The sequence below is a fragment of the Planomonospora antibiotica genome, assembly GCF_014647955.1.
Taxonomy (GTDB): domain Bacteria; phylum Actinomycetota; class Actinomycetes; order Streptosporangiales; family Streptosporangiaceae; genus Planomonospora; species Planomonospora parontospora.
The window spans coordinates 1-18766 of record NZ_BMQE01000060.1; the positions used below are offsets into that span (position 1 = coordinate 1).

Here is an 18766-nt window from a genome sequence, read left to right on the forward strand (position 1 = left end):
GGGAGCGGCAGGAGCACGAGCTGGTCAACAACCGCGAGTTCGGGCTGCTGCACAACGCCGATCCCCGGCAGCGCCTCCGCCCCCGTTCCGGGCCGCCCACCCCCGACGACCTCGACGACCTGCTGTGCCGACGCCGCAGCTCCCACTGCTTCCTGGCCCATCCCCGGGCCATCGCGGCCTTCGGCCGGCAGTGCAACCGGCGGAGCCTGTACCCGGCCACCGCCGAGGTCGACGGGTACAGGGTGATGGCCTGGAGAGGGGTGCCGATCCTGCCCTGCGACAAGATCCCGATCAGTGGCGGCGGCCTGACCTCGATCATGGTGCTGCGCACCGGGGTGGAGAAGCAGGGCGTCGTGGGGCTGCGCCGTACCGGGTTGGCGGGGGAGCGCGAGCCCGGCCTGTCGGTGCGGTTCATGGGCATCGACGAGCACGCGATCATCTCCTACCTGGTGACCGCCTACTATTCGGTGGCCGTGCTGGTGCCCGACGCCCTCGGTGTCCTGGAGGGCGTCGAAGTGTACTCATGAGACCTGCCGCCCCTGCCGCCCCTGCCGCCCCTGCCGCCCCTGCCGTTCTGCCGCCCCTGCCGCCCCTGCCGCCCCTGCCGCCCCTGCCGCCTCGCCGTCCTGCCGCCTCGCCGTCCTGCCGTCCTGCCGCTCCGCCGGGCCGAGCCGGGCGGCAGGGCGCACCGGCCCGTGTGACGCCGACGCGGCGGCGTTCCCGTCTCGCCTCACCCACCGTAAACGCGATCACCGCTATCGTCACACAAAGTAATCAGTAAGGCTTGAGTGACGATGCGGGCGGGGTGCTCCGCCGTGAAGGAGGACGGGGTGCTGCACCACCCTCTGGAGACCGTGGTGGAGCCGCCCGCGGGCCGGTCCGCGGACCCGGTGGGGCCGCCTCCGGGGTTCCTCGTCCGGCGCCGCCGCCTGGTCCTGTGGCTGGCCGCCCTCGGCCTCGCCGTGGCCGCGCTGGCCGGTCACGGCGTGCACGACCGGCTGACCTTCGGCGGAGCCACGGTCCCCGGCGCCGAATCCGCGCGCGCCGCTGAACTGCTGGAGAGGGGGTTCGCCGGAGGCGACCCCCATCTGGTGGTGATCGTCCGCAGCACGCAGCCGGTGGACGGCGCACGGATCGCGCGGGCGGGGTCGGACGTGGCGGCGCGGCTCGCCCGCGACCCCGGTGTCGCCCGCGTCACCTCCTACTGGGAGGCGCGCTCGCCCGGCCTGCGCAGCCGTGACGGGCGGGCCGCGCTCATCGTGGCCCGCCTGCACGGCGACGACATGCACCAGACGGCCACCGCCGCCCGCCTGGCGCCGGGCCTGACCGGCGCGCACGGGCCGCTGACCCTCTCCGTGACGGGGGAGGCCCAGGTCAAGGCCGAGGCCCGGAGCCGCAGCGAAAGCGATCTGCGCAGGGCCGAGCTCATCACCGTCCCGCTGACCGTCGTCATCCTCCTGCTGGTGTTCGGCAGCCTCACCGCCGCGGTGCTGCCGGTCCTCGTCGGCGTGTTCGCGGTGACCGGGACCACGGCGGTGCTGCGCCTGCTCACCGAGGTGACCGAGGTCTCCGCCTTCGCGATGAGCATCGCCAGCGCCCTGGGGTTCGCGCTGGCGGTGGATTTCAGCCTGTTCATCGTCACCCGGTTCCGGGAGGAGCTGGCGGGCGGCCGCGATGCCGCCTCCGCGATCCGCGTGACCCTGCGCACCACCGGCCGGGCCATGGCCTTCTCCGCGTTCACGGTCTCGTCCTGCCTGGCCGCGCTGCTGCTCTTCCCGTTCACCATGTTCCGCTCGGTCGCCTTCGGCGGCATCGCGGTGACGCTGCTGGCCGCCGTCGGGAGCCTGGTGGTGCTGCCGGCGGTGCTGGCCGTGCTCGGCACGCGCATCGACTGCCTGGCCGTCCCCGAGCCGTGGCGGGCCGCACGCGGCCGGGCGGCGCCGGGGCCGGAGGGGCGGTGGTTCCGGCTGGCCGAGGCGGTGATGCGCCGGCCCCTGGCCGTCGCGGTGCCCACCGTCGTGCTGCTGGTCGCCGTCGCGTCGCCTTTCCTCGGCGCACGCTTCGGCGTCTTCGACGACCGGTTGCTGCCGCCCGAGGCCCCCGCCGCGCTGGCGTCCGAGGATCTGCGCCGCGACTTCGACGCCCGTGACGGCATCTCGGCGACCACGGTGGTGCTGCCCGGGCTGAAGGCGGCGGGCGGCGGTACGGCGGCGCCCGGCCGTACACCTCCGGGGGACGCCCATGCCCGGCCGAACGTCCGTGTCCGGTCGGAGGCTCGTGTCCGGCTGGACGCCTATGCCCGGCGCGTGTCGGCGCTGGAGGGCGTGGCGCGGGTGAGCACCGCCACCGGCTCCTACCGGGACGGCGGGCTCGCCGGTCCGCCCCCCGGGCCGCCGCAGCGCTTCACCTCGCCCGCCGGGGCGTGGCTGGCGGTCGCCACCGACCACGAGCCCTACTCCGTGGAGAACAGCGAACTCGCCCGCGCGGTGCGGTCCGTCCCGGCTCCCGGCCCGGCCGTGGTGGGCGGGCCCGGGGCGCAGCTGGCGGACATCCGGCAGGCCGTCGCCGACGCCCTGCCGCAGGGCCTGGCCCTGGTCGTGCTGACGACCTTCGTGCTGATCACGGTGATGACCCGCAGCGTGGTCCTGGCGGTCAAGGCCCTGGTGATGAACGCTCTCAGCCTGGGGGCGACGTTCGGCGTGCTGGTCCACGTCTTCCAGGAGGGCCACCTGCGCGAGCTGGTCGGCGGCTTCTCGGTGACGGGCACGCTCGACGTCCTGGTCCCGGCGCTCATGTTCTGCATCGCCTTCGGGCTGTCCATGGACTACGAGATCTTCCTGCTCTCCAGGATCACCGAGGAGTACCGCCGCACGGGGGACACCCGGGCGGCGGTGGCGACGGGGATGGAGCACACCGGCCGCCTGTTCACCTCCGCCGCCGTGATCTTCGCCGTGGTGATGGCCTCGCTGGCGACCTCCGGCCTCGTCCTGCTCAAGATGGTCGGGGTGGGGCTGGCGCTGGCCGTACTGCTGGACTGCACGCTGATCCGCGCGCTGCTGGTGCCGGCCGTCATGTGCCTGGCGGGCCGGGCGAACTGGTGGTCGCCCCTGCGTGCGGGCCCGGTACGGCGCCGCGCCGCGACGAGCGAATCTACAGTGTAAAGGAGTGGGGAGGACCACCGCCTGAGGTACGGTTCAGCCATGGCTGAGATCGTGTATCCCCCGGTCATCGCGGCGGCGAAGACCATGTTCCGGCTGCTGGACATGAAGATCCGCATCGACGGCGCCGACCGGATCCCCCGGAGCGGCGGTGCGGTGCTGGTCAGCAACCACATCAGCTATCTCGACTTCATCTTCGCCGGGCTCGCCGCCAACCCCGCCGGGCGCCTGGTGCGCTTCATGGCCAAGAAGGAGGTCTTCGACCACCGGATCTCCGGCCCGCTGATGCGCGGCATGCACCACATCCCGGTGGACCGGGCGGCGGGGGCCTCTGCGTTCGGCGCGGCACTGAAGGCGCTGAAGGCGGGGGAGGTCGTCGGCGTCTTCGCGGAGGCGACGATCAGCCGGTCCTTCACCATCAAGGACATCAAGAACGGTGCGGTCCGGATGGCCGTCGCCGCGGACGTGCCGATGATCCCGATCTCGCTCTGGGGGACCCAGCGGCTGTGGACCAAGGGTCGTCCGAGGAGGCTGACCCAGCGGCACGTGCCGATCAGCATCACGGTCGGCGAGCCGATGCATCCCAAGCGCGGCGACGACTACGACGCCGTCACCGCCGACCTGCGCAAGCAGCTGGAGGAGCTGCTGGACCGGTCCCAGCGGAGCTACCTGGAGATCCCGCAGGGTGTGTGGTGGCAGCCCCGCCACCTGGGCGGCACCGCGCCGACCCCGGAGGAGGCGGCGGCGATGGACGCGGCCGAGGCGGAGGCCCGCCGCAAGGGGTGAGCGAAGGGGGTCCCGGCCGTTCCCGGGACCCTGCAAGTCGCGAACAGGCGGGTTGCAAGTGGCGTGGTGCACCATATGTCCATGAGTGACTCGTTCGACGACATCATCAGCGCGATCCAGCCCGGACCGAAGCCGAGCCCCGGAAACCTGCCGGGGCGCGCGGTCCAGCTGCTGCTCGTCGGGTGCTGGTTGCTCGTCTGCCTGGTGCCGATCCTGCTCGCGGTGGACGGGATCGAGCTCGCGGCCGGGAAGACCGGCACGCCGGGCACGCTCACCGTGGTCTCGTGCGAGGCCCTCGGCCAGGGCCGCTACGACTGCAAGGGCAGCTTCACCCCCGACGGCGGAGGCGCTCCGGTCCCGGTGGACGCCTCCCCGGACTCCGAGGCCGGCGACGTCACCCGCGCCCAGCTGACCCCGGAGGGGGACCGCGCGGTGAAGGCGGGCGCGGCCGGCGTCGTCGCCGCCCTCACCATGCCCTTCCTCGGTGTCGGCGGGCTCGGCTTCCTGCCTTACGTGATCATGTACTTCCTCGGCGTGCGGCGGGGCCGGCGCGCCGCGGTGGCCGCCGGTTTCGTGGTCACCGCGCTCGGCACGGCGGGCGTGGTCGCCGGCATGGTCGCCTCGTACTCCTGACGCCGGCCGGACAGAGGACCACGCGCCCCCTTCGAACCGGGGGACGGCGGAGGATCAGGCGCACCCCTCGAACTGGGGGACGGTGAGGGTGAGCGCCAGCCCCGACCCGCCGAACCACCTGCGCAGCAGCCTCTCGGCGGTGCCGTCCTGGTACATGGCGGTGATGGCGCGGTTGACGGCCTCGCAGCCGTCGAGGTCGCCCTTGCGCATCCCGATGCCCAGCCGCTCGTCGGTGAACGGGGCGTTGACGATCCTGAGCGCCGAGCCGTCGCGCGCGGCGAAACCGGCCAGGATCAGGTCGTCGGTGGAGACGGCGTCCACCGCTCCGGAGCGGAGTTTGGCCAGGCAGTCGCCGTAGGAGGAGGCCGGGACCAGCTCGACCGGGATCCGCCGCTCCTCGGCGACCCGGCGCCAGGAGTTCGATCCCGCGGCCTTGCAGAGGCGGCGGCCCTTCAGGTCGCGCACGTTCCCGACGGCCCGGTCGCCGGCGCGGACGAGGGTGTCCTGGTGGGCGACGTAGTACGGCCCGGCGAAGGTCACCTTGCTCCGGTTCTCCGGGGTGATCGAGTAGGTCGCGACGACCAGGTCGACCGCTCCCTCCTCGATGAGCCGCTGGCGGGTGGACGACAGCGCGGTGACGAACCTGACGTCGGGCACGCCGATGCGCCGGGCCACCTCGGTGGCGACGTCGACGTCGAAGCCCTCGTACCGGCCCTCGGCGACCTTCACGCCCAGGCCCGGCTGGTCGGGTTTGACGCCGATCACCAGGGTCTCCCGGTCGAGGATCGACGGGGGGCCGCCGGTCCCGCAGGCGGCCGCGGGCAGGAGTACCAGCAGCGCCGCCGCGGCGCGTGCGGTCAGAGATCCCGCGGCGCGTGCGGTCACAGGTCCCATGGTCCCTCTCCCGTCATCGGTGCCCCTCCCGTCATCGGTACTCCGACAGCCGGGGCCGGACCCCGACGAGGATCATCACGGCCGTGGAGGCCATGGCGAGCGGCAGGAGGAACCACAGCTCGCCGATCCGCTCCTCGCCGTTCCCGATCTCCCGGTCGAACGCGCCGCGGTGCAGTTCGGCGAGCCCCAGCAGCGCGGCGTCGTACTCCCCGAACGCGGTCTCCAGCCGCCCCATCCGCTGCTCGACGGCCCGGCGCGGCCCCGCCTCCCGCATCGTGCGGTCCGCCTGCTGGAAGTCCCGGTAGCGCGCCAGCACCGCGGCGACCGCGGGCCCGCTGCCGGGCAGGTTCGTGCGGGCCGCCTCCTGGCCGACCAGCCCGAGGAAGGCGGCCCGGTCCCCGTCCACCGCCGCCTTCACCGCGCCCTGGTAGGCGGCGAGGTCACCGGCCGGGGTGTACAGCACCGACTGCGACTTGTCGAGGTAGGTCTGCTCGTAGGTGTCGGCCCGCTCGGGGTCGAGCAGCCAGCGGCTCTGGTCGCCGTGCATGCTGCTGCCGACGGCCCGGGCCCGGGCCAGGGTGAGGACCGAGTCGAACCCGTCGCGCTTGGCGGCCCGCAGGACGCCGGCCTCCTGCCCGAGGACCGCGACGCCCGTCAGCGTGTACATCCCGGCGATCGCCGTCGCCACCAGCAGGGCCGGATTGAACACCCGGCGGAACCGGCGCGCCAGGAACACCTGGAGCCAGACCAGGCAGCCGAGGGCGGCGGCCCCGGCGATCCCGGTCAGCACCTGCCCCGCCCGCACGGCCAGGGTCCGCTCCTGGTGGGCGCGGCGCACCACGGTCCCGCTCTCCAGGGTGAGGTTGTAGGCCATCGGCAGCAGTTCCAGCCGCATCAGGTCGGTCGCCTCGCGGTAGACCTCCAGGACGGGCCGGGGCGGTGGGCCCGCCGGGTGCCCGGCCTGCTCGTCGAGGAGCAGGGCCCGCGCGGCCAGCCGTTCGTAGCGTCCCAGGCCGTCCAGCACGGCCTGGACGGTCCGCCGCTCGGCCGGGTCGTCACCGGCCAGCGCGGAGGACTGCAGCACCGCCCGCCCGGCGTCGCTCCTGCGCCGTTCGTAGACCTCCAGCGCGCGGGCGCGCCCCTTGCCCAGCCGGTGCTCGCCGCCGATCAGCAGCACGTTGGCGACCTGGGCGTCCATGTCGCTGAGCGCGAAGTACAGGTCGGCGGTGGCCACGACCTGCGGTCCGGCGTCGTGGCCGATGACGTCCAGGCCGTCCCGGACGCTCTGGGCGGCGGTGAACAGGGTGCCGAACAGTACGGCGAGGGCCAGCACGGAGACGGCCGTGATCAGGCGGATCCGGCCGGGGACGCTCCGCGGCAGGAGGGCGCGGCCTGCGGGGCCCGGGACGGCCGGGACCCCGCCTCCCGAAGACCCGGACGGGACCGGGACCGGCGGAGACGGGGGAGCCACCGGGGCCGGCGGGGCCGGCGGGGCCGCCGGGACGGGGCGGGACGGGGCGGGTGTCATGTGCTCCTCCCGCGCCGCAGGGTGATGAGGGTCCACGCGCCGAGATGGATCCGGGCCCCGTCGCCCACGGGCACGGGCCGGTTGGCCTCGACCGGCCGGCCGTTGACGATGGTGCCGTTGGCAGAGCCGGGGTCGACCAGGGTCCAGGTGCCTCCGGGCCCGGAGAGCAGGACCGCGTGCAGGTGGGAGACGCCCGGGTCCTCCGGCGGCCCGCTCAGGTCGATCTCGGGGGCGAGGGCCAGGGAACGGCTGAGCCTGCCGATGCGGATCTCGGTTCCGGCCAGCGGGACGTCACGCCGGGGGCAGTAGGGCGGGAACAGCACCCGGGCGGCGTCCGGGCCGCCCTGCGCGATCATCTCGTCGTAGTGCGCGCGGTCGGCCTCGACGGTCGCCCGCCACTCCGCCGCGACCGCGCGCCGCTTTGCCGCGGAGCCCTCACCGGACAGCCCGCCTCCGGTCCCGTACGGTGGCCCGGCCCCGGGAGGCGCCCCGCCGCCCGCGCCCCGCGTGTACCCGCGCCCGCCCGTCCCGGCGGGAACGGCGGGGTCTCCGGAGGTCGGCGGCGCCGCGGCCTGGTCGTGGCCGCAGTCCTCGCAGAACCGTCCGCTGACCGGCGCCCCGCAGGCGGCGCACCCGCCGGGCGACCCGGCGGCGGCCGGAGCGGACGAGGACGGGGACGGGGACGGGGACGGGGGAGAGGAGGGGGACGGCGGAGAGACGCCGCCTGTGCCGGGGACACCGGTCAGCCTGCTCCCGCAGACGCCGCAGTATCCGTCGGCGACCCCGGCCTCGCCCGGGTCGTGCCCCTGGGGGCAGCCGGCCATGGTGCTCCTCCCCTCAGCTCGCGGCGCCCCGGCCGCCGGGGCCGGGCTCCTTCTTGATGCGGGCGGTCCGGACCGAACCGGTGTCCAGCGCGATCTCGTCCGCCCTGTCGACGGCGCGGCGGAGCCGGGCGGTGCCGGTCCCGGGGTCCACCTCGACGACCTTGGCGAGCAGCTTGGCGGTGTCGGTGTTGCCGGACTCCTCGGCGAGCTCCCTGGCCCGGCCGAGGCGGGCGGTCGCGGTCTCCAGATCGCCCGCGGCGCGTGCGCCCAGCCCTTCCTGGATGAGCTCGAACAGCTCCGCCTGCCCGGTGTAGTGGGCCACCCCCGGACTGACCCGGGTGGACAGCGCCAGGTCGTCGGTCCACCGGGCCAGGACGTTGCCGCGGGCCAGGACGTCGCCGGGCCCGCCCGGCCCCCCGGTCCCGGCGTCCGGCGCCACCAGCCGCACCCAGGCGCCGCGGACCTCCTGGCCGACCGCGCCCGGGGGGATCTCGACGCACAGGTGGTACTCGCGGGTCTCCGCGCCCCAGGCGCCGGTCGGGTAGTCGCCGGTGAGCGCGTCGACGTCCGTCCGCAGGCCCGTCAGGTCCGCCAGGGCCGGGGACACCTGCTTGAGGTACTTCACCCGGCCGTGCTGCGGGGTCCAGATCCGCAGCGCGACCTCGGCCACGGCCTTGCCCATCGTGGTCTCGACCATCGCCCGGAAGTCGTCGGCCAGGTCCCCGGGATCGCGGATGAAGCCGGAGCCGCCCAGCAGCGCCTCGGCGACCCGGCGCAGCTCCGCCGGCTTCCAGTCGGTGCCGACGCCCCGGCAGTCGCAGACGAACCTGCCCGCGCAGTGCGCCAGTGCGGCGGCGAACGCCCGCTCGTCCTCGTTGTTCTGGCCGTCGGTCAGCAGGATGGCGTGCCGTACCGCCCGGGGGTGGTCCTGCAGCAGTTCGGCGGCGAGCCGCAGCCAGGCGCCGATCGAGGTGCCGCCGCCGGAGTTCAGCCCGCGCAGGGCGCGGGCGGCCTGTTCCCTGGTCCCGGCGTCCGCCCGCGCCAGCCCGGCCCGGCCGGTCGGATAGATCTTGGTCGCCTCGTGGGTCCCGGCGACGACGGCGAAGTGCACGCCGTCGCGGAGCGTCTCCACCGCGACCTGTGCGGCGCGGCGGGCTTCGGCGATCTTGGGTCCGCCCATCGACCCGGAGGCGTCGACGATGATCACCTCGGCCGCCTCGACGCCCCCGGCCGGCTCCGGGGCGGGGCCGGAGGCCTCGACGGTGAGGATCGCGTGGACCTCCTGGCCGCCCGCGGGCAGGTGCTCGTTCTGGTCGATGCTCAACGTGAACAGGGGCCGGTCGTTCAATCGTTCCTCCTGTGCCGGTGCGTGCCGGGGGCGCCGGCCGGTGCCGGCGGCGGGTCGAACGGGATCACCAGGACGGTGACGTTGTCGCGGCCGCCCGCCGCGAGCGCGTGCCGTACCAGGGCGCGGGCCGCCTCCAGCGGTGCGGTCCCGGCGGTGAAGGGGGCCAGGGCGGCGGCCTCGCGCAGGTAGCCCCAGAGGCCGTCGCTGCACACCACGACCGCGCCGGAGTCCCGCGGGGCGAACGTGCGGACGCGGGCGGTGACCTCGCCCGCGTCCGCTCCCAGCCACGCCGACAGCACGCCGGGCGCGGCGGTGTCGTTCTCGGTGAGCAGCTCAGAGCCGGTGAGTGGCAGGCCGTCCTCCGGTACGGCGGGGACGGCGGGCGGCACGGGCCGGGTGGGCACGGACCGGTCGGGGGAGCCGGGGGCATCGGGGGAGCCGGGGGCGGGCGGCCCGGAACGGAGCCAGTACGCCCGGCTGTCGCCCACCCAGCCGACGGTCACCCCGCCGGGCCCCACCACGGCGGAGACGTAGGTGCAGGCGGGCGCGTCGTCCGGGGAGGAGGCCAGCGCCGCCACCGCCGCCGCGGCGCGTGCCGCGGCCGCCCGGGTGGCGGCCTCGGGGCCCGTCCCGGCGCCGAGTTCCTCCAGCAGTACGGCGGTGCCGGTCGAGGCGGCCGCCGACGAGGCCTCGTCCGCCCGGGGCGAGGACGACACGCCGTCGCAGACCACGCCGACCGTCAGGCCGCCGCGGGCCGGGTCCCCCGCCGGTCCGGCCACGGCCAGGGCCATCGCGTCCTCGTTGCGGGCGTGCCGCAGCCCGCGGTCGCTCACCCCCGCCGCGCCGCCCGCCGTCGTCTCGGCGTGGTCGCGCCCGGTGGGCTGCTTCAGGCCGCAGCGCTCGCAGTAGCCGTCCGGGTCCACCGGCGCGGGCCCGCACCGTGCGCACCCGGCCGAGGACAGCCCCCGCCCGCACTGCTCGCAGAAGAGCTCGCCGGGCAGCACACCCGCACCGCAGTACGGGCAGAACCCTCCGGCGCGGTCCGCGCCGTCCGCGCCGCTCGGGGTGCCGCCGCGGTGCGGGGCGTCGGCGTCCGGCTCGTCCGTCCGGTCCGGAGGCGGGCCCGTCACAGCATCGTCCGGGGGCGGGTGGCGTTGGCGCGGTCGATCAGCGCGTGCCGTTCGGCGGTGGTGGCCGCGCCCCGCGCGAGTCCGCGGTAGAGGCGTTCCAGCTCCCGGCGGAGTGCGCGTTCGGTGAACGGCACGCCCAGGATCGTCCCGGAGCCGCGCCCGTGACCGGACCCGAGCCACTCCAGCGCCCTCTCCAGTACCTCGGCGGCCAGTTCCCCCCGGCGGCGCGGGTCCAGGTCGGCCAGGTCGTCCAGGCGCGCACCGATCCCGGCGAGCGCCGCGGCGTCCAGCGCGGCGGGGTCCCGTTCCCGTACGGCCGCCGCCACGCAGGCCAGGCGCGCCGCGACGAAGTGGCTGGAGCTCGGGGGCACCCCGTCGAGGACCGCGGTCGCCCCGTCCGGGTCGCCCACCGCCAGCCGGGTTCTGGCCAGCCCGAAGGACGCGCTCACGTAGGAGCGGTCGGTGCGCTGCACCGTCTCGTACCGGCGCGCCGCCGCCCGCGGATCCCCGGCGCACTCCAGGCAGAAGGCGAGGGCCAGCCGGGGCGCGCACTCGCCGGGCAGGAGGTCGTAGCACCGGTCGAAGATCCCGGTGGCCTTGGCGAGGTCGCCCGAGACGAGCTCGTGCACGCCCCGGCACCACAGGACCCGCCAGTCGCCCGGCAGTTCGCCGGCGGCCCGGACGAGCAGGGCGTCGGTCTCCCCGGCGCCGTGCTCGGCGCTCATCCGGGCGAGGGCGAGCAGGGTCTCGGGGGTGTGCGGCGTGGAGCCGAGCATGGCGGTCAGCTCGCCGGGGGTGCGGGCGGTGAGCCCGGACAGGAAGGGGGTGGCCGGGTCGGCGGGGTCGGCCAGCGGGACCGGCAGTGCGGCCGCGGCGGCGGCGCGCTCCAGCGGGACGAGCGCGCGCCCGCCGCCGGGCGCGGCCAGGGCGGTCCCGGCCGCGATCCGCTCGGGGCCGAACAGGGCGGACGGAGCCGGGTAGGGGACGCCGTCCTCGGCGGCGCGCACCTCCCGCAGGACCCCCACCAGCTGGTCGGCCATCTCCTCGGCGCCGGCGAAGCGGGCGGCGGGGGAGGGCGCGGTCGCCCTGAGCAGGAAGCGGTGGAAGGACTCGTTCCGGACGGCCGGCGGGAGGTCCTCCAGGGCGGGGACGGGCGCCTCGGCGCCGCCGGAGACCGGGCTGAAGGGGATGGACAGCACCGCCAGCGTCCGGCCCACGGTGTAGAGGTCGGAGGCGACCGAAGGGCCCTCGGAGGCGATCTCCGGAGCCTGGTAGCCGACGGTGCCGTAGACGGCGCTGTCGGAGTCGCCGATCATCCGGACCGCGCCGAGATCGATGACCTTGAGCTCGCGGCCGACCTGGATCACGTTGGCGGGCTTGAGGTCGCAGTAGAGCATCCCCCGCTCGTGCAGGTAGCCGAGGGCGCGCAGGATCTCCAGCGCGTACGGGATCGCCTGGCGCAGCGGCAGGGCCTCGGCGGCGCCGGTCTCCCGCAGCCGGCGGCGGAGCAGGTCGTGCAGGGACTCGCCGCCGATGTACTCCATGACGAGGTACCCGGCCATCCGCCCGGCGGCCGGGCCGGTGCCGGGCTCACGGTGCCGGACGAAGTTGAAGATCTTGACGATGTTCGGGTGGTCCACGCCGGTCAGGAAGCGGCGTTCGGCCTCCGCCACGGCCAGCGCCTCGGCGTCGTTGGTGTTCAGCAGTCCCTTGAGGACCACCCACCGGCCGTCGAGGTTGCGGTCGGCGGCCAGGTAGACCCAGCCGAGCCCGCCGTGCGCCAGGCAGCCCTTCACCTCGTACTGCCCGGCGACCAGGTCGCCCTCGCGCAGTTTGGGGGTGAAGGAGAACGGGGTGCCGTCGTGCGGGCAGAACCCCTCGGTACGGCCCGGCCGTCCGTCGCGGCTCCGGCCGACGGGCCTGCCGCAGTCGGGCGCGCCGCAGAACCTGCGGTCCTCCGGCACCTCGGGGTCGTGCAGCACCACCGCCGCCGGGTCCCGGTAGAGCACCGGGGGGACCTCGGCCAGCCCGGTGCCCAGCAGGCCCGGCCGCGACCCGCCGGTGCCCCGCGTACCGCGACTCGCGGCGGTACCGGTCCCGTGGCGCCCGGCCGAGGGGATGGTGACGGGTGTGGATCCGGCGGCGGGCCCGGGGGGCGGGGCCGCGGGAGGCGGCGGGGGCGGGGCGGATGCGGGCCGGGACTGTGGCTGTGACTGGGGCTGCGGCTGTGACTGGGGCTGCGGCTGCGGCTGCGGCTGCGCGGCGTGGCCGCACAGGTCGCAGTAGCCGTCCTCGACGGTCCCCGAGCAGTCCGGCCGGGTGCAACCGGTCATGGGGCGCCTCCCTCGATCGCGCGCCGGTATCCCGTCACGGCCACCGTCGCCCGCCGCAGGTCGCAGGGGGCGGTCCGGAGCAGGTCGTAGGCCTGCCGGTGCAGGCGGTCCAGCACGGGGTCCTCGGCCCGGCCGAGCCGTACGGCCTTGGCCCGGAAGGCCTCCAGCCGCCCGCGGAGCTCGTCGCGGCGCGCGAGCAGCTCGCACAGCGCCGCGGTGGCGCGTTCCGCCTGCCGCAGGGCCTGCTCGGCGTCGCGTTCGAGGCCGGCCAGGAGCTCGGCCCGCGCCAGCCACCGGCCGCCGCCCTCGCCTCCGGGACCGCCGTCCGAGCCCTCCGGGTGGCGAGCGCCGCCGACGGGGTCCGGGCCGCCCGTACGGGGTCCCGTACCGGGTCCGTCCAGCGCGGTCAGACGGTCACGCAGGAGCGGGGCCCGGCGGGGCAGGGCGGGCAGCGCCGGAGAGGCGATCTTCACCAGCACGAGGTCGCGGGTCCGGCGGGCCTCCTCCTCGGCCTCGGCCACCCGGTCGACCAGCAGCCCCAGCGCCTCGCGGTGCGCGCCGTACCCCCGCCGGAGCGCCGTCGCACGCTCCGCCCGCTCGCGCAGGCGCCCGGCGGTGGCGGCGGCGCGCTCCACGGCCCCGGCCTGCCCGCGGCCGGAGCCGAGCGGATCGCCGCGGAGCTCCCCCCGGAGCCGTTCGATCTCCCGCTCGCACGCGTCCAGCTCGGGATCGCCGTCCCCGAGCCCGCGCAGCAGTCCCCGGGCCGCGGCCGCCGCGGCCGCCGCGGTGTCGAGCCCGGGGAGCACCGCGCTCCAGACCGCGTCCACGTCCGCGATCAGGGCGGTGACGTCGCGGAAGGCGGCGTCCATCGCGGCCACCGCCGCGTCCAGGGTGAGGCGCTCGCCGGGCGAGGCCAGCAGCGACCGGCGCTCCACCGGCCGGGCCTCGGGCGCGAGGCGGACGGCGGGTCCGGTGAGCAGCCCGGTCAGCTCCGCCAGCTCGGCCGCCCCGGGCCTGCGGCGGCTCCCGGCGATCCGCTCGGCCCGGTCGAGGACCTCCCGGTAGGCGTCCAGCAGGGCCCAGAGCAGGGCCGCGCGGCGCTCGGCGTCCGCCCAGCGCCGCGCGGTCTCCCCGTGCAGCGCGGAGCCGCCCAGCAACCGGAACACGGTGTGCGCGTCCAGGTCCAGGACGTCGCCGGAGATGCGGTCCCGCTCCTCGCGGCGGATCCGGAGGGCGTGCTCGACGCCTTCGGCGCTCATCGGCGGCCCGGCCGCCCCTGGACTCCCGGTCAACGGTCCCCGTACCTTCCCGTGCGCGAGGCCCCCGTGGAAAGTGTGGTTCTTCATCCGCTCTTTACCCGTTGACGAAGGATCGCAGTGGAAAGTTTCCGAACCGGGATGTTCGCGGCGGCGGCGCCGGGGGGACCCGCGCGGTTCCCCGTGTCCCGGAGAGGGCCGGCCGCCGGGATCACTAGCATCGTCGGCGGGTCGTCCCGCGACCGCGTCCCGCCGTCCACCAGCAGAGGAGAACCGATGATCTTCATCACCGCCAAGTTCCGCGTGCTGCCCGAGTCCGCCGACCGGTGGCCCGAGATCACCCGGGAGTTCACGGAGGCGACCCGCGCCGAGCCGGGCTGCCTGTGGTTCGACTGGTCCCGGAGCGTCGCGGACCCGGCCGAGTACGTCCTGGTGGAGGCGTTCCGCGACGACGAGGCCGGGGCGGCGCACGTGGGATCCGAGCACTTCCGGCAGGCGCGGCGGACGCTGCCGCCCCACCTCGCCGCCACGCCCCGGATCGTCAACGCGACGGTCCCGCAGGACGACTGGTCCCTCCTCGGCGAGATGGCCGTGCCCGAGCGGGACTGAAATCCTCCTCCGCGAAGAGGGAGCGGCCTCGTCCGGCGGTGTTTCCCCACCGCTCCGCCTGCGGTGATATCCGTTCCGGTATCCATCGGATGCGTTTACCGGTATTGGACACGAACCGCCAGGTCTGGTCTGCTGTCCCGTGTGATCAGCGGGCGGTGCGGGAGCCGCCGGGGCGGGGGCCGTCACACGTCATGGGACGACTCCGTCCCCCAGGCCGGCGGGCATCGCGTGGACTCACCGCGAACCCCGTCCCGCGGGCCCGCCCATGACTTCCCAGTCGCAGGAGGAACGATGCACGTGGTCGTCGCGAGCCGGTTCACGGCCGCGCCGCCGTCCGGAGGGGCCCGCCGCCGCCCCGGGACCCGGAGGGCGGCCGGTGGCGGCACCGGCGCCGGTGCCGCCGGATGAACATCTTCGGAGAGCCGGGGGCGGTCCCCCCGGAGGAGCGGGCCGGGACCCGGACGGGGGCGCGGACGGGGGCGGGGTCCGGTGTCATGCGCCTGGCCCAGGCGGCGGTGGCCGCGGGGGTGCTGGCCGCGGCCCTGGCCCTGCCCGCCGTGGGCGGTGCGGGGGCGCTGGTGGTCACCGCCTCGGACGAGCTGAACCTCAGGCCGGTGGACCTGCCGGAGCCGCCGCTGGCGGAGAAGACGACCGTCCTGGACGCCAGGGGCAACCAGATCGCGCAGTTCTACGAGGAGTACCGCGAGGTCGTCCCGCTCGCCGAGGTGGCCCCGGTGATGCGGACGGCGATCATCGCGATCGAGGACGACCGCTTCTACGAGCACGGCCCGATCGACATCGAGGGGACCATCCGGGCCCTGGCGAAGAACCTCGCCTCCGGCGGGGTGAGCCAGGGCGGCTCCAGCATCACCCAGCAGTACGTCAAGCAGGTGCTGCTCAACACGGCCGTCACCGACGAGGAGAAGAACAAGGCGCTGGAGGCCAGCTACGCGCGCAAGCTCAACGAGCTGCGCCACGCGCTGGCCGTCGAGCAGAAGTACACCAAGGACCAGATCCTGGAGAAGTACCTGAACATCGCCTACTTCGGCGCGGGGGCCAACGGCGTCGAGGCGGCGGCCAAGCGGTTCTTCGGGATCCCGGCGGCCGAGCTCGACCTGGCGCAGGCGGCGACCCTCGCGGCGGCCGTGCAGCTGCCCAACGCCACCGACCCCGAAGGGGGCAGGAAGAACCGCAAGCGGCTGCTGGACCGGCGCGACGTCGTGCTCGACCGGATGGCGGAGCTCGGCAGGATCACCCCGCAGGAGGCCGCGAAGGCCAAGGCCAGGAAACTGGGGTACAAGGGCACGCCGCGGCCCGGCGGGTGCGAGGCCAGCCCGTACCCCTACTTCTGCATGTACGTGCGCCACGAGATCCTCGGCAACCCGAGCTTCGGGAAGACCAAGAGCGCCCGCGCCCGGTTCCTCAACCGCGGCGGCCTGACGATCAGGACCACGCTGGAGCCCCGGATGCAGGCCGCGGCGGAGAAGGCGATCAGGGCGCGGGTGCACGCCTCGGACGAGCCGGTCGCCGCCCAGGCCCTGGTCCAGCCGGGCACGGGCATGATCAGGGCGATGGCGGCCAGCCGCGAGTACGGCACCTCCCGGCGCAGGAACGAGATCTCCTACAACGTCGTGGCCGACGCCGCGCACGGCGGGGGCATCGGCTTCCAGCCCGGCTCGACGTTCAAGACCTTCACGCTGATCGCGGCGCTGAAGAAGGGCATGAAGCTCGACGACGGCCTCACCGCCGGTGCGGGCTACCGCGCGCCCGCCTACTCGACCTTCAAGGACTGCAAGGGCGGCAACGTCGGCGACCCGACGCACACCATCACCAACGACGAGGGGTCGCCCGGCTTCAAGACGCTGCGCACGGGCACCTGGAGCTCGGTCAACACCTTCTTCCTGGTGCTGGAGGAGCGCGTGGGCCTGTGCGACACCGTGCGGACGGCCAGGTCGCTGGGGATCAGGCGCGCCGACGGCCGGCCGCTCCGGGAGGTGCAGACCTTCACCCTGGGCGTCAACGAGACGGACCCGGTCACCGTCGCCGGCGCGTACGCCGCCATCGCCGCGCGCGGCAGGTACTGCCGGCCGATGGCGATCACCCGGATCACCGACCGGAACGGCGAAGCGACCGACTACCGGCCCCGGTGCCGCCAGGCGCTGGACCCCGCGATCGCCGACGCCACCGCCGACGTCCTGTCCGGGGTGTTCACCAAGGGCACGATGCGGAGCGTGGGCGGGATCGGCCGGCCCGCCGCGGGCAAGACGGGCACCACCGACGACCACGCCACCGCCTGGTTCGCCGGGTTCACCCCCGACCTGGCCGGCGCGGTGAGCCTCGGGGACCCCCGGGGTTCGACGGCGCACAAGCTCCGCGGCGTGACCATCGGCGGACGCTACTACGGCGCGGTCTTCGGGGCCTCCATCTCCGGCCCGATCTGGAAGGACACCATGATGGCCGCGCTGAAGGGCGTCCGGGCCACGCCCTTCCACCCGGTCGACCCCGCCCGCTTCGGCGGCTGCGGCGCCGGCTGCGCCCCCCGGCCGCCCGTCTCCGACACCGGCGACGGCGGGCCCGGCGACGGACCCGGGAACGGTGACGGACCCGGGAACGGAGAGCGCTCGCCCGGGAACGGAGAGCACGGACCGGGCCGCGGGCACGGGCCGGGGCAGGGCCGGGGTCCGGGCGGGAACGGCGGGGCGGACGGACCGGGCGGAGGCGGCGGCGGGTGACCTCGCCCGCCTCCCTTCCTTGATCGATTTTCGGTAGGGTGCGCGTCATGCAACGTCTGACCGGCTTGTTGATCGGCGCGGTTTTCGGCACGGTCTTCGTGTTCGTGAACTCACACCCGCCCCTCGATCCGACGATCGCACTCGTCCTCCGGATCGCCGCCTCCGCCGCCCTGGGCGGCGTCGTCGTCCTGTGGTTCACCGCCGTGCGGCGGGCCAGGACGACCGGCGTCGAACCGGTCGTCGCCGGAGGCCAGGCCGGCGGGAAGATGTTCGGCCTCGGCTTCGCGGTCATCGCCGTGGCCGAGGTCGTCATGCTGTTCGGCGGCCTCGCGGTGCTGCGCGCCCTGGACCGCCCCGTGCAGACCAACGTCGCCTGGATCGCCCTCGTCGTCGGCGTGCACTTCGTCGCCCTCGGGCCGGTCTGGAAGAACCGCACCATCATGCTGCCCGGCCTGGTCCTCACCGCGCTCGGCGTCATCGGGCTCGCCCTGACCTTCACCGCGGCCCTGGAGTGGGTGCCCCTCGTCAGCGGGGTGCTGTCCGGCGTGACGCTGCTGGCCGGCTGCACGGCCTCCTCCTGGTCGGGCCTGTCCGCCCGGACGGGCACTCCCTGAGTCTCCGCCCCGCGCCCCGGTCCACCGCGCCGGCGGTGCCCACCGGACCGGGCTCGGGCGCGGGCGCGGCGGGCCGCGCCGTCCGTCACACCGCGAGGAGCTCCCCGGGCAGCGGGCCTCCCGTGGCCCGGGCGCGGACCATCGCGGTGAACAGCTCGGGCTTCTCCCCGTTCCATCCGTGGCCCGCTCCGGGCACCAGCCGGGTCTCGCCCGCGGGGAACGCGGCGGCGATCCCGGGCAGTGAACGCTTGATGAGGTCGTGCTCGTTGCCGCCGGCCACGGCCAGGACCGGACACGGAGAGTCCCCGGCCCCGACCGGGACCCGGAAGTCCAGAGCCTCCTCGGAGACCCGGCGGAACGCCTGCCGGGTCATGGCCCGCGCGGCCTCCCGGTAACCGTCGAAGTCCTCGGCGGGGATGTTGAGGCTGCGGGCGTTGGCGCGCAGCATCGGCCCCCATTTCATCAGCGGCGTCATCAGCGCGCCCATGATCCTCATCGTGCCGCGATTGGGGAAGGGGAGGATGTTCACCCCGCTGACCGTCAGGGTCGCCACCGGCTCGGGATGGGCGGCCGCCAGGTGCAGGCCGACGTACCCGCCCAGCGAGAGCCCGACCACGTGGGCCCGCCGCCCGGGCGCGTGTGAGGTGATCATCTCGGCGACGAGAGCGGCGGTGTCGGCGATCGACACCCACGGAAGGGCGTTGCTCCGGCCGTGACCGGGCAGATCGGGGACGAGGACGAGGAAGTCCGCGGCCAGGTCGGCGACCTGTCTCGTCCACATCCAGCCGCTGGTGCCGGCGCCGTGCAGGAGCACCACCGCCGGCGCGTCGGCTCGTCCGGACTTCTGTACGAAAATCCCCATGATCGTGATTTTGGCACAGAACGCCCCGGGCCGGGCTGAGGGATTTCCTGTTTCGACGG

General features: G+C 75.3%; 14 protein-coding genes and 1 pseudogene. 7 read left to right on the top strand and 8 right to left on the bottom strand.

What is annotated here, in order from left to right; all coding sequences use genetic code 11:
* The 4 genes and pseudogenes from IEZ06_RS31950 to IEZ06_RS31965 all read left to right on the top strand — a co-directional run.
* Positions 1-527, top strand: a pseudogene (locus IEZ06_RS31950) (Crp/Fnr family transcriptional regulator); the annotation flags it as partial.
* Positions 528-830: 303 nt separating this feature from the next.
* Positions 831-3161 (top strand): MMPL family transporter, encoded by a 2331-nt coding sequence (locus IEZ06_RS37385; protein WP_189240407.1) that lies wholly within the window; start codon positions 831-833, stop codon positions 3159-3161.
* A gap of 39 nt (positions 3162-3200) precedes the next feature.
* A complete protein-coding gene (locus IEZ06_RS31960) occupies positions 3201-3944 on the top strand; it encodes a lysophospholipid acyltransferase family protein (RefSeq protein WP_189240408.1) in 744 nt (247 codons plus the stop codon).
* Positions 3945-4025: 81 nt separating this feature from the next.
* Entirely contained in the window at positions 4026-4577 is a 552-nt protein-coding gene (locus IEZ06_RS31965) for a hypothetical protein (protein ID WP_189240409.1), read from the top strand.
* Between the two features lie 54 nt (positions 4578-4631).
* Here IEZ06_RS31965 and IEZ06_RS31970 read toward each other — a convergent pair whose 3' ends face one another.
* The 7 genes from IEZ06_RS31970 to IEZ06_RS32000 are packed head-to-tail and all read right to left on the bottom strand — an operon-like array spanning position 4632 to position 13893.
* On the bottom strand, positions 4632-5471 hold the full coding sequence (locus tag IEZ06_RS31970; RefSeq protein ID WP_189240410.1) for a glutamate ABC transporter substrate-binding protein: 840 nt from the start codon (positions 5469-5471) through the stop codon (positions 4632-4634).
* Positions 5472-5502: 31 nt separating this feature from the next.
* Positions 5503-6999: a GlnX family signal transduction membrane protein gene (locus IEZ06_RS31975; RefSeq protein WP_505852997.1), complete on the bottom strand. Its 1497-nt coding sequence runs from the start codon at positions 6997-6999 to the stop codon at positions 5503-5505.
* Positions 6996-7823 carry an FHA domain-containing protein gene (locus IEZ06_RS31980; protein ID WP_189240412.1) on the bottom strand — a complete coding sequence of 276 codons (828 nt, stop codon included), beginning with the start codon at positions 7821-7823 and terminating at the stop codon, positions 6996-6998. Before IEZ06_RS31980 ends, IEZ06_RS31975 begins: the two co-directional genes overlap by 4 nt.
* Positions 7824-7836: 13 nt before the next feature.
* The gene (locus IEZ06_RS31985) at positions 7837-9171 is read right to left on the bottom strand and encodes a vWA domain-containing protein (RefSeq protein WP_189240413.1); all 1335 of its coding nucleotides are present in this window, start codon (positions 9169-9171) and stop codon (positions 7837-7839) included.
* Positions 9168-10301 (bottom strand): PP2C family protein-serine/threonine phosphatase, encoded by a 1134-nt coding sequence (locus IEZ06_RS31990; protein WP_189240414.1) that lies wholly within the window; start codon positions 10299-10301, stop codon positions 9168-9170. The genes IEZ06_RS31985 and IEZ06_RS31990 overlap by 4 nt, the downstream gene beginning before the upstream one ends.
* Positions 10298-12634, bottom strand: a complete 2337-nt coding sequence (locus IEZ06_RS31995; protein ID WP_189240415.1) for a serine/threonine-protein kinase — start codon at positions 12632-12634, stop codon at positions 10298-10300. Before IEZ06_RS31995 ends, IEZ06_RS31990 begins: the two co-directional genes overlap by 4 nt.
* On the bottom strand, positions 12631-13893 hold the full coding sequence (locus tag IEZ06_RS32000; protein ID WP_189240416.1) for a hypothetical protein: 1263 nt from the start codon (positions 13891-13893) through the stop codon (positions 12631-12633). Before IEZ06_RS32000 ends, IEZ06_RS31995 begins: the two co-directional genes overlap by 4 nt.
* Before the next feature lie 273 nt (positions 13894-14166).
* Here IEZ06_RS32000 and IEZ06_RS32005 point away from each other — a divergent pair, with 273 nt between their 5' ends.
* The 3 genes from IEZ06_RS32005 to IEZ06_RS32015 all read left to right on the top strand — a co-directional run bounded on the left by IEZ06_RS32005 (position 14167) and on the right by IEZ06_RS32015 (position 17845).
* Positions 14167-14499 (top strand): putative quinol monooxygenase, encoded by a 333-nt coding sequence (locus tag IEZ06_RS32005; protein ID WP_189240417.1) that lies wholly within the window; start codon positions 14167-14169, stop codon positions 14497-14499.
* Positions 14500-14993: 494 nt separating this feature from the next.
* Entirely contained in the window at positions 14994-17231 is a 2238-nt protein-coding gene (locus IEZ06_RS32010) for a transglycosylase domain-containing protein (RefSeq protein ID WP_229799009.1), read from the top strand.
* 47 nt (positions 17232-17278) lie between these two features.
* Positions 17279-17845 (top strand): hypothetical protein, encoded by a 567-nt coding sequence (locus tag IEZ06_RS32015; RefSeq protein WP_189240419.1) that lies wholly within the window; start codon positions 17279-17281, stop codon positions 17843-17845.
* A gap of 85 nt (positions 17846-17930) precedes the next feature.
* On the opposite strand, the gene IEZ06_RS32020 is transcribed toward IEZ06_RS32015, so the two are convergent.
* Positions 17931-18707, bottom strand: coding sequence for an alpha/beta fold hydrolase (locus IEZ06_RS32020; protein ID WP_189240420.1), 777 nt, complete (start codon positions 18705-18707; stop codon positions 17931-17933).
* Between the last annotated feature and the right edge of the window lie 59 nt (positions 18708-18766).

Coding starts and splice junctions, on each gene's coding strand:
- IEZ06_RS32020 (WP_189240420.1), bottom strand. CDS start 18,707: ATGGGGATTTTCGTACAGAAGTCCGGACGAGCCGACGCGCCGGCGGTG.
- IEZ06_RS31960 (WP_189240408.1), top strand. CDS start 3,201: ATGGCTGAGATCGTGTATCCCCCGGTCATCGCGGCGGCGAAGACCATG.
- IEZ06_RS31970 (WP_189240410.1), bottom strand. CDS start 5,471: ATGGGACCTGTGACCGCACGCGCCGCGGGATCTCTGACCGCACGCGCC.
- IEZ06_RS31980 (WP_189240412.1), bottom strand. CDS start 7,823: ATGGCCGGCTGCCCCCAGGGGCACGACCCGGGCGAGGCCGGGGTCGCC.
- IEZ06_RS32010 (WP_229799009.1), top strand. CDS start 14,994: ATGCGCCTGGCCCAGGCGGCGGTGGCCGCGGGGGTGCTGGCCGCGGCC.
- IEZ06_RS32015 (WP_189240419.1), top strand. CDS start 17,279: ATGCAACGTCTGACCGGCTTGTTGATCGGCGCGGTTTTCGGCACGGTC.
- IEZ06_RS32005 (WP_189240417.1), top strand. CDS start 14,167: ATGATCTTCATCACCGCCAAGTTCCGCGTGCTGCCCGAGTCCGCCGAC.
- IEZ06_RS31965 (WP_189240409.1), top strand. CDS start 4,026: ATGAGTGACTCGTTCGACGACATCATCAGCGCGATCCAGCCCGGACCG.
- IEZ06_RS31975 (WP_505852997.1), bottom strand. CDS start 6,999: ATGACACCCGCCCCGTCCCGCCCCGTCCCGGCGGCCCCGCCGGCCCCG.
- IEZ06_RS32000 (WP_189240416.1), bottom strand. CDS start 13,893: ATGAGCGCCGAAGGCGTCGAGCACGCCCTCCGGATCCGCCGCGAGGAG.
- IEZ06_RS31995 (WP_189240415.1), bottom strand. CDS start 12,634: ATGACCGGTTGCACCCGGCCGGACTGCTCGGGGACCGTCGAGGACGGC.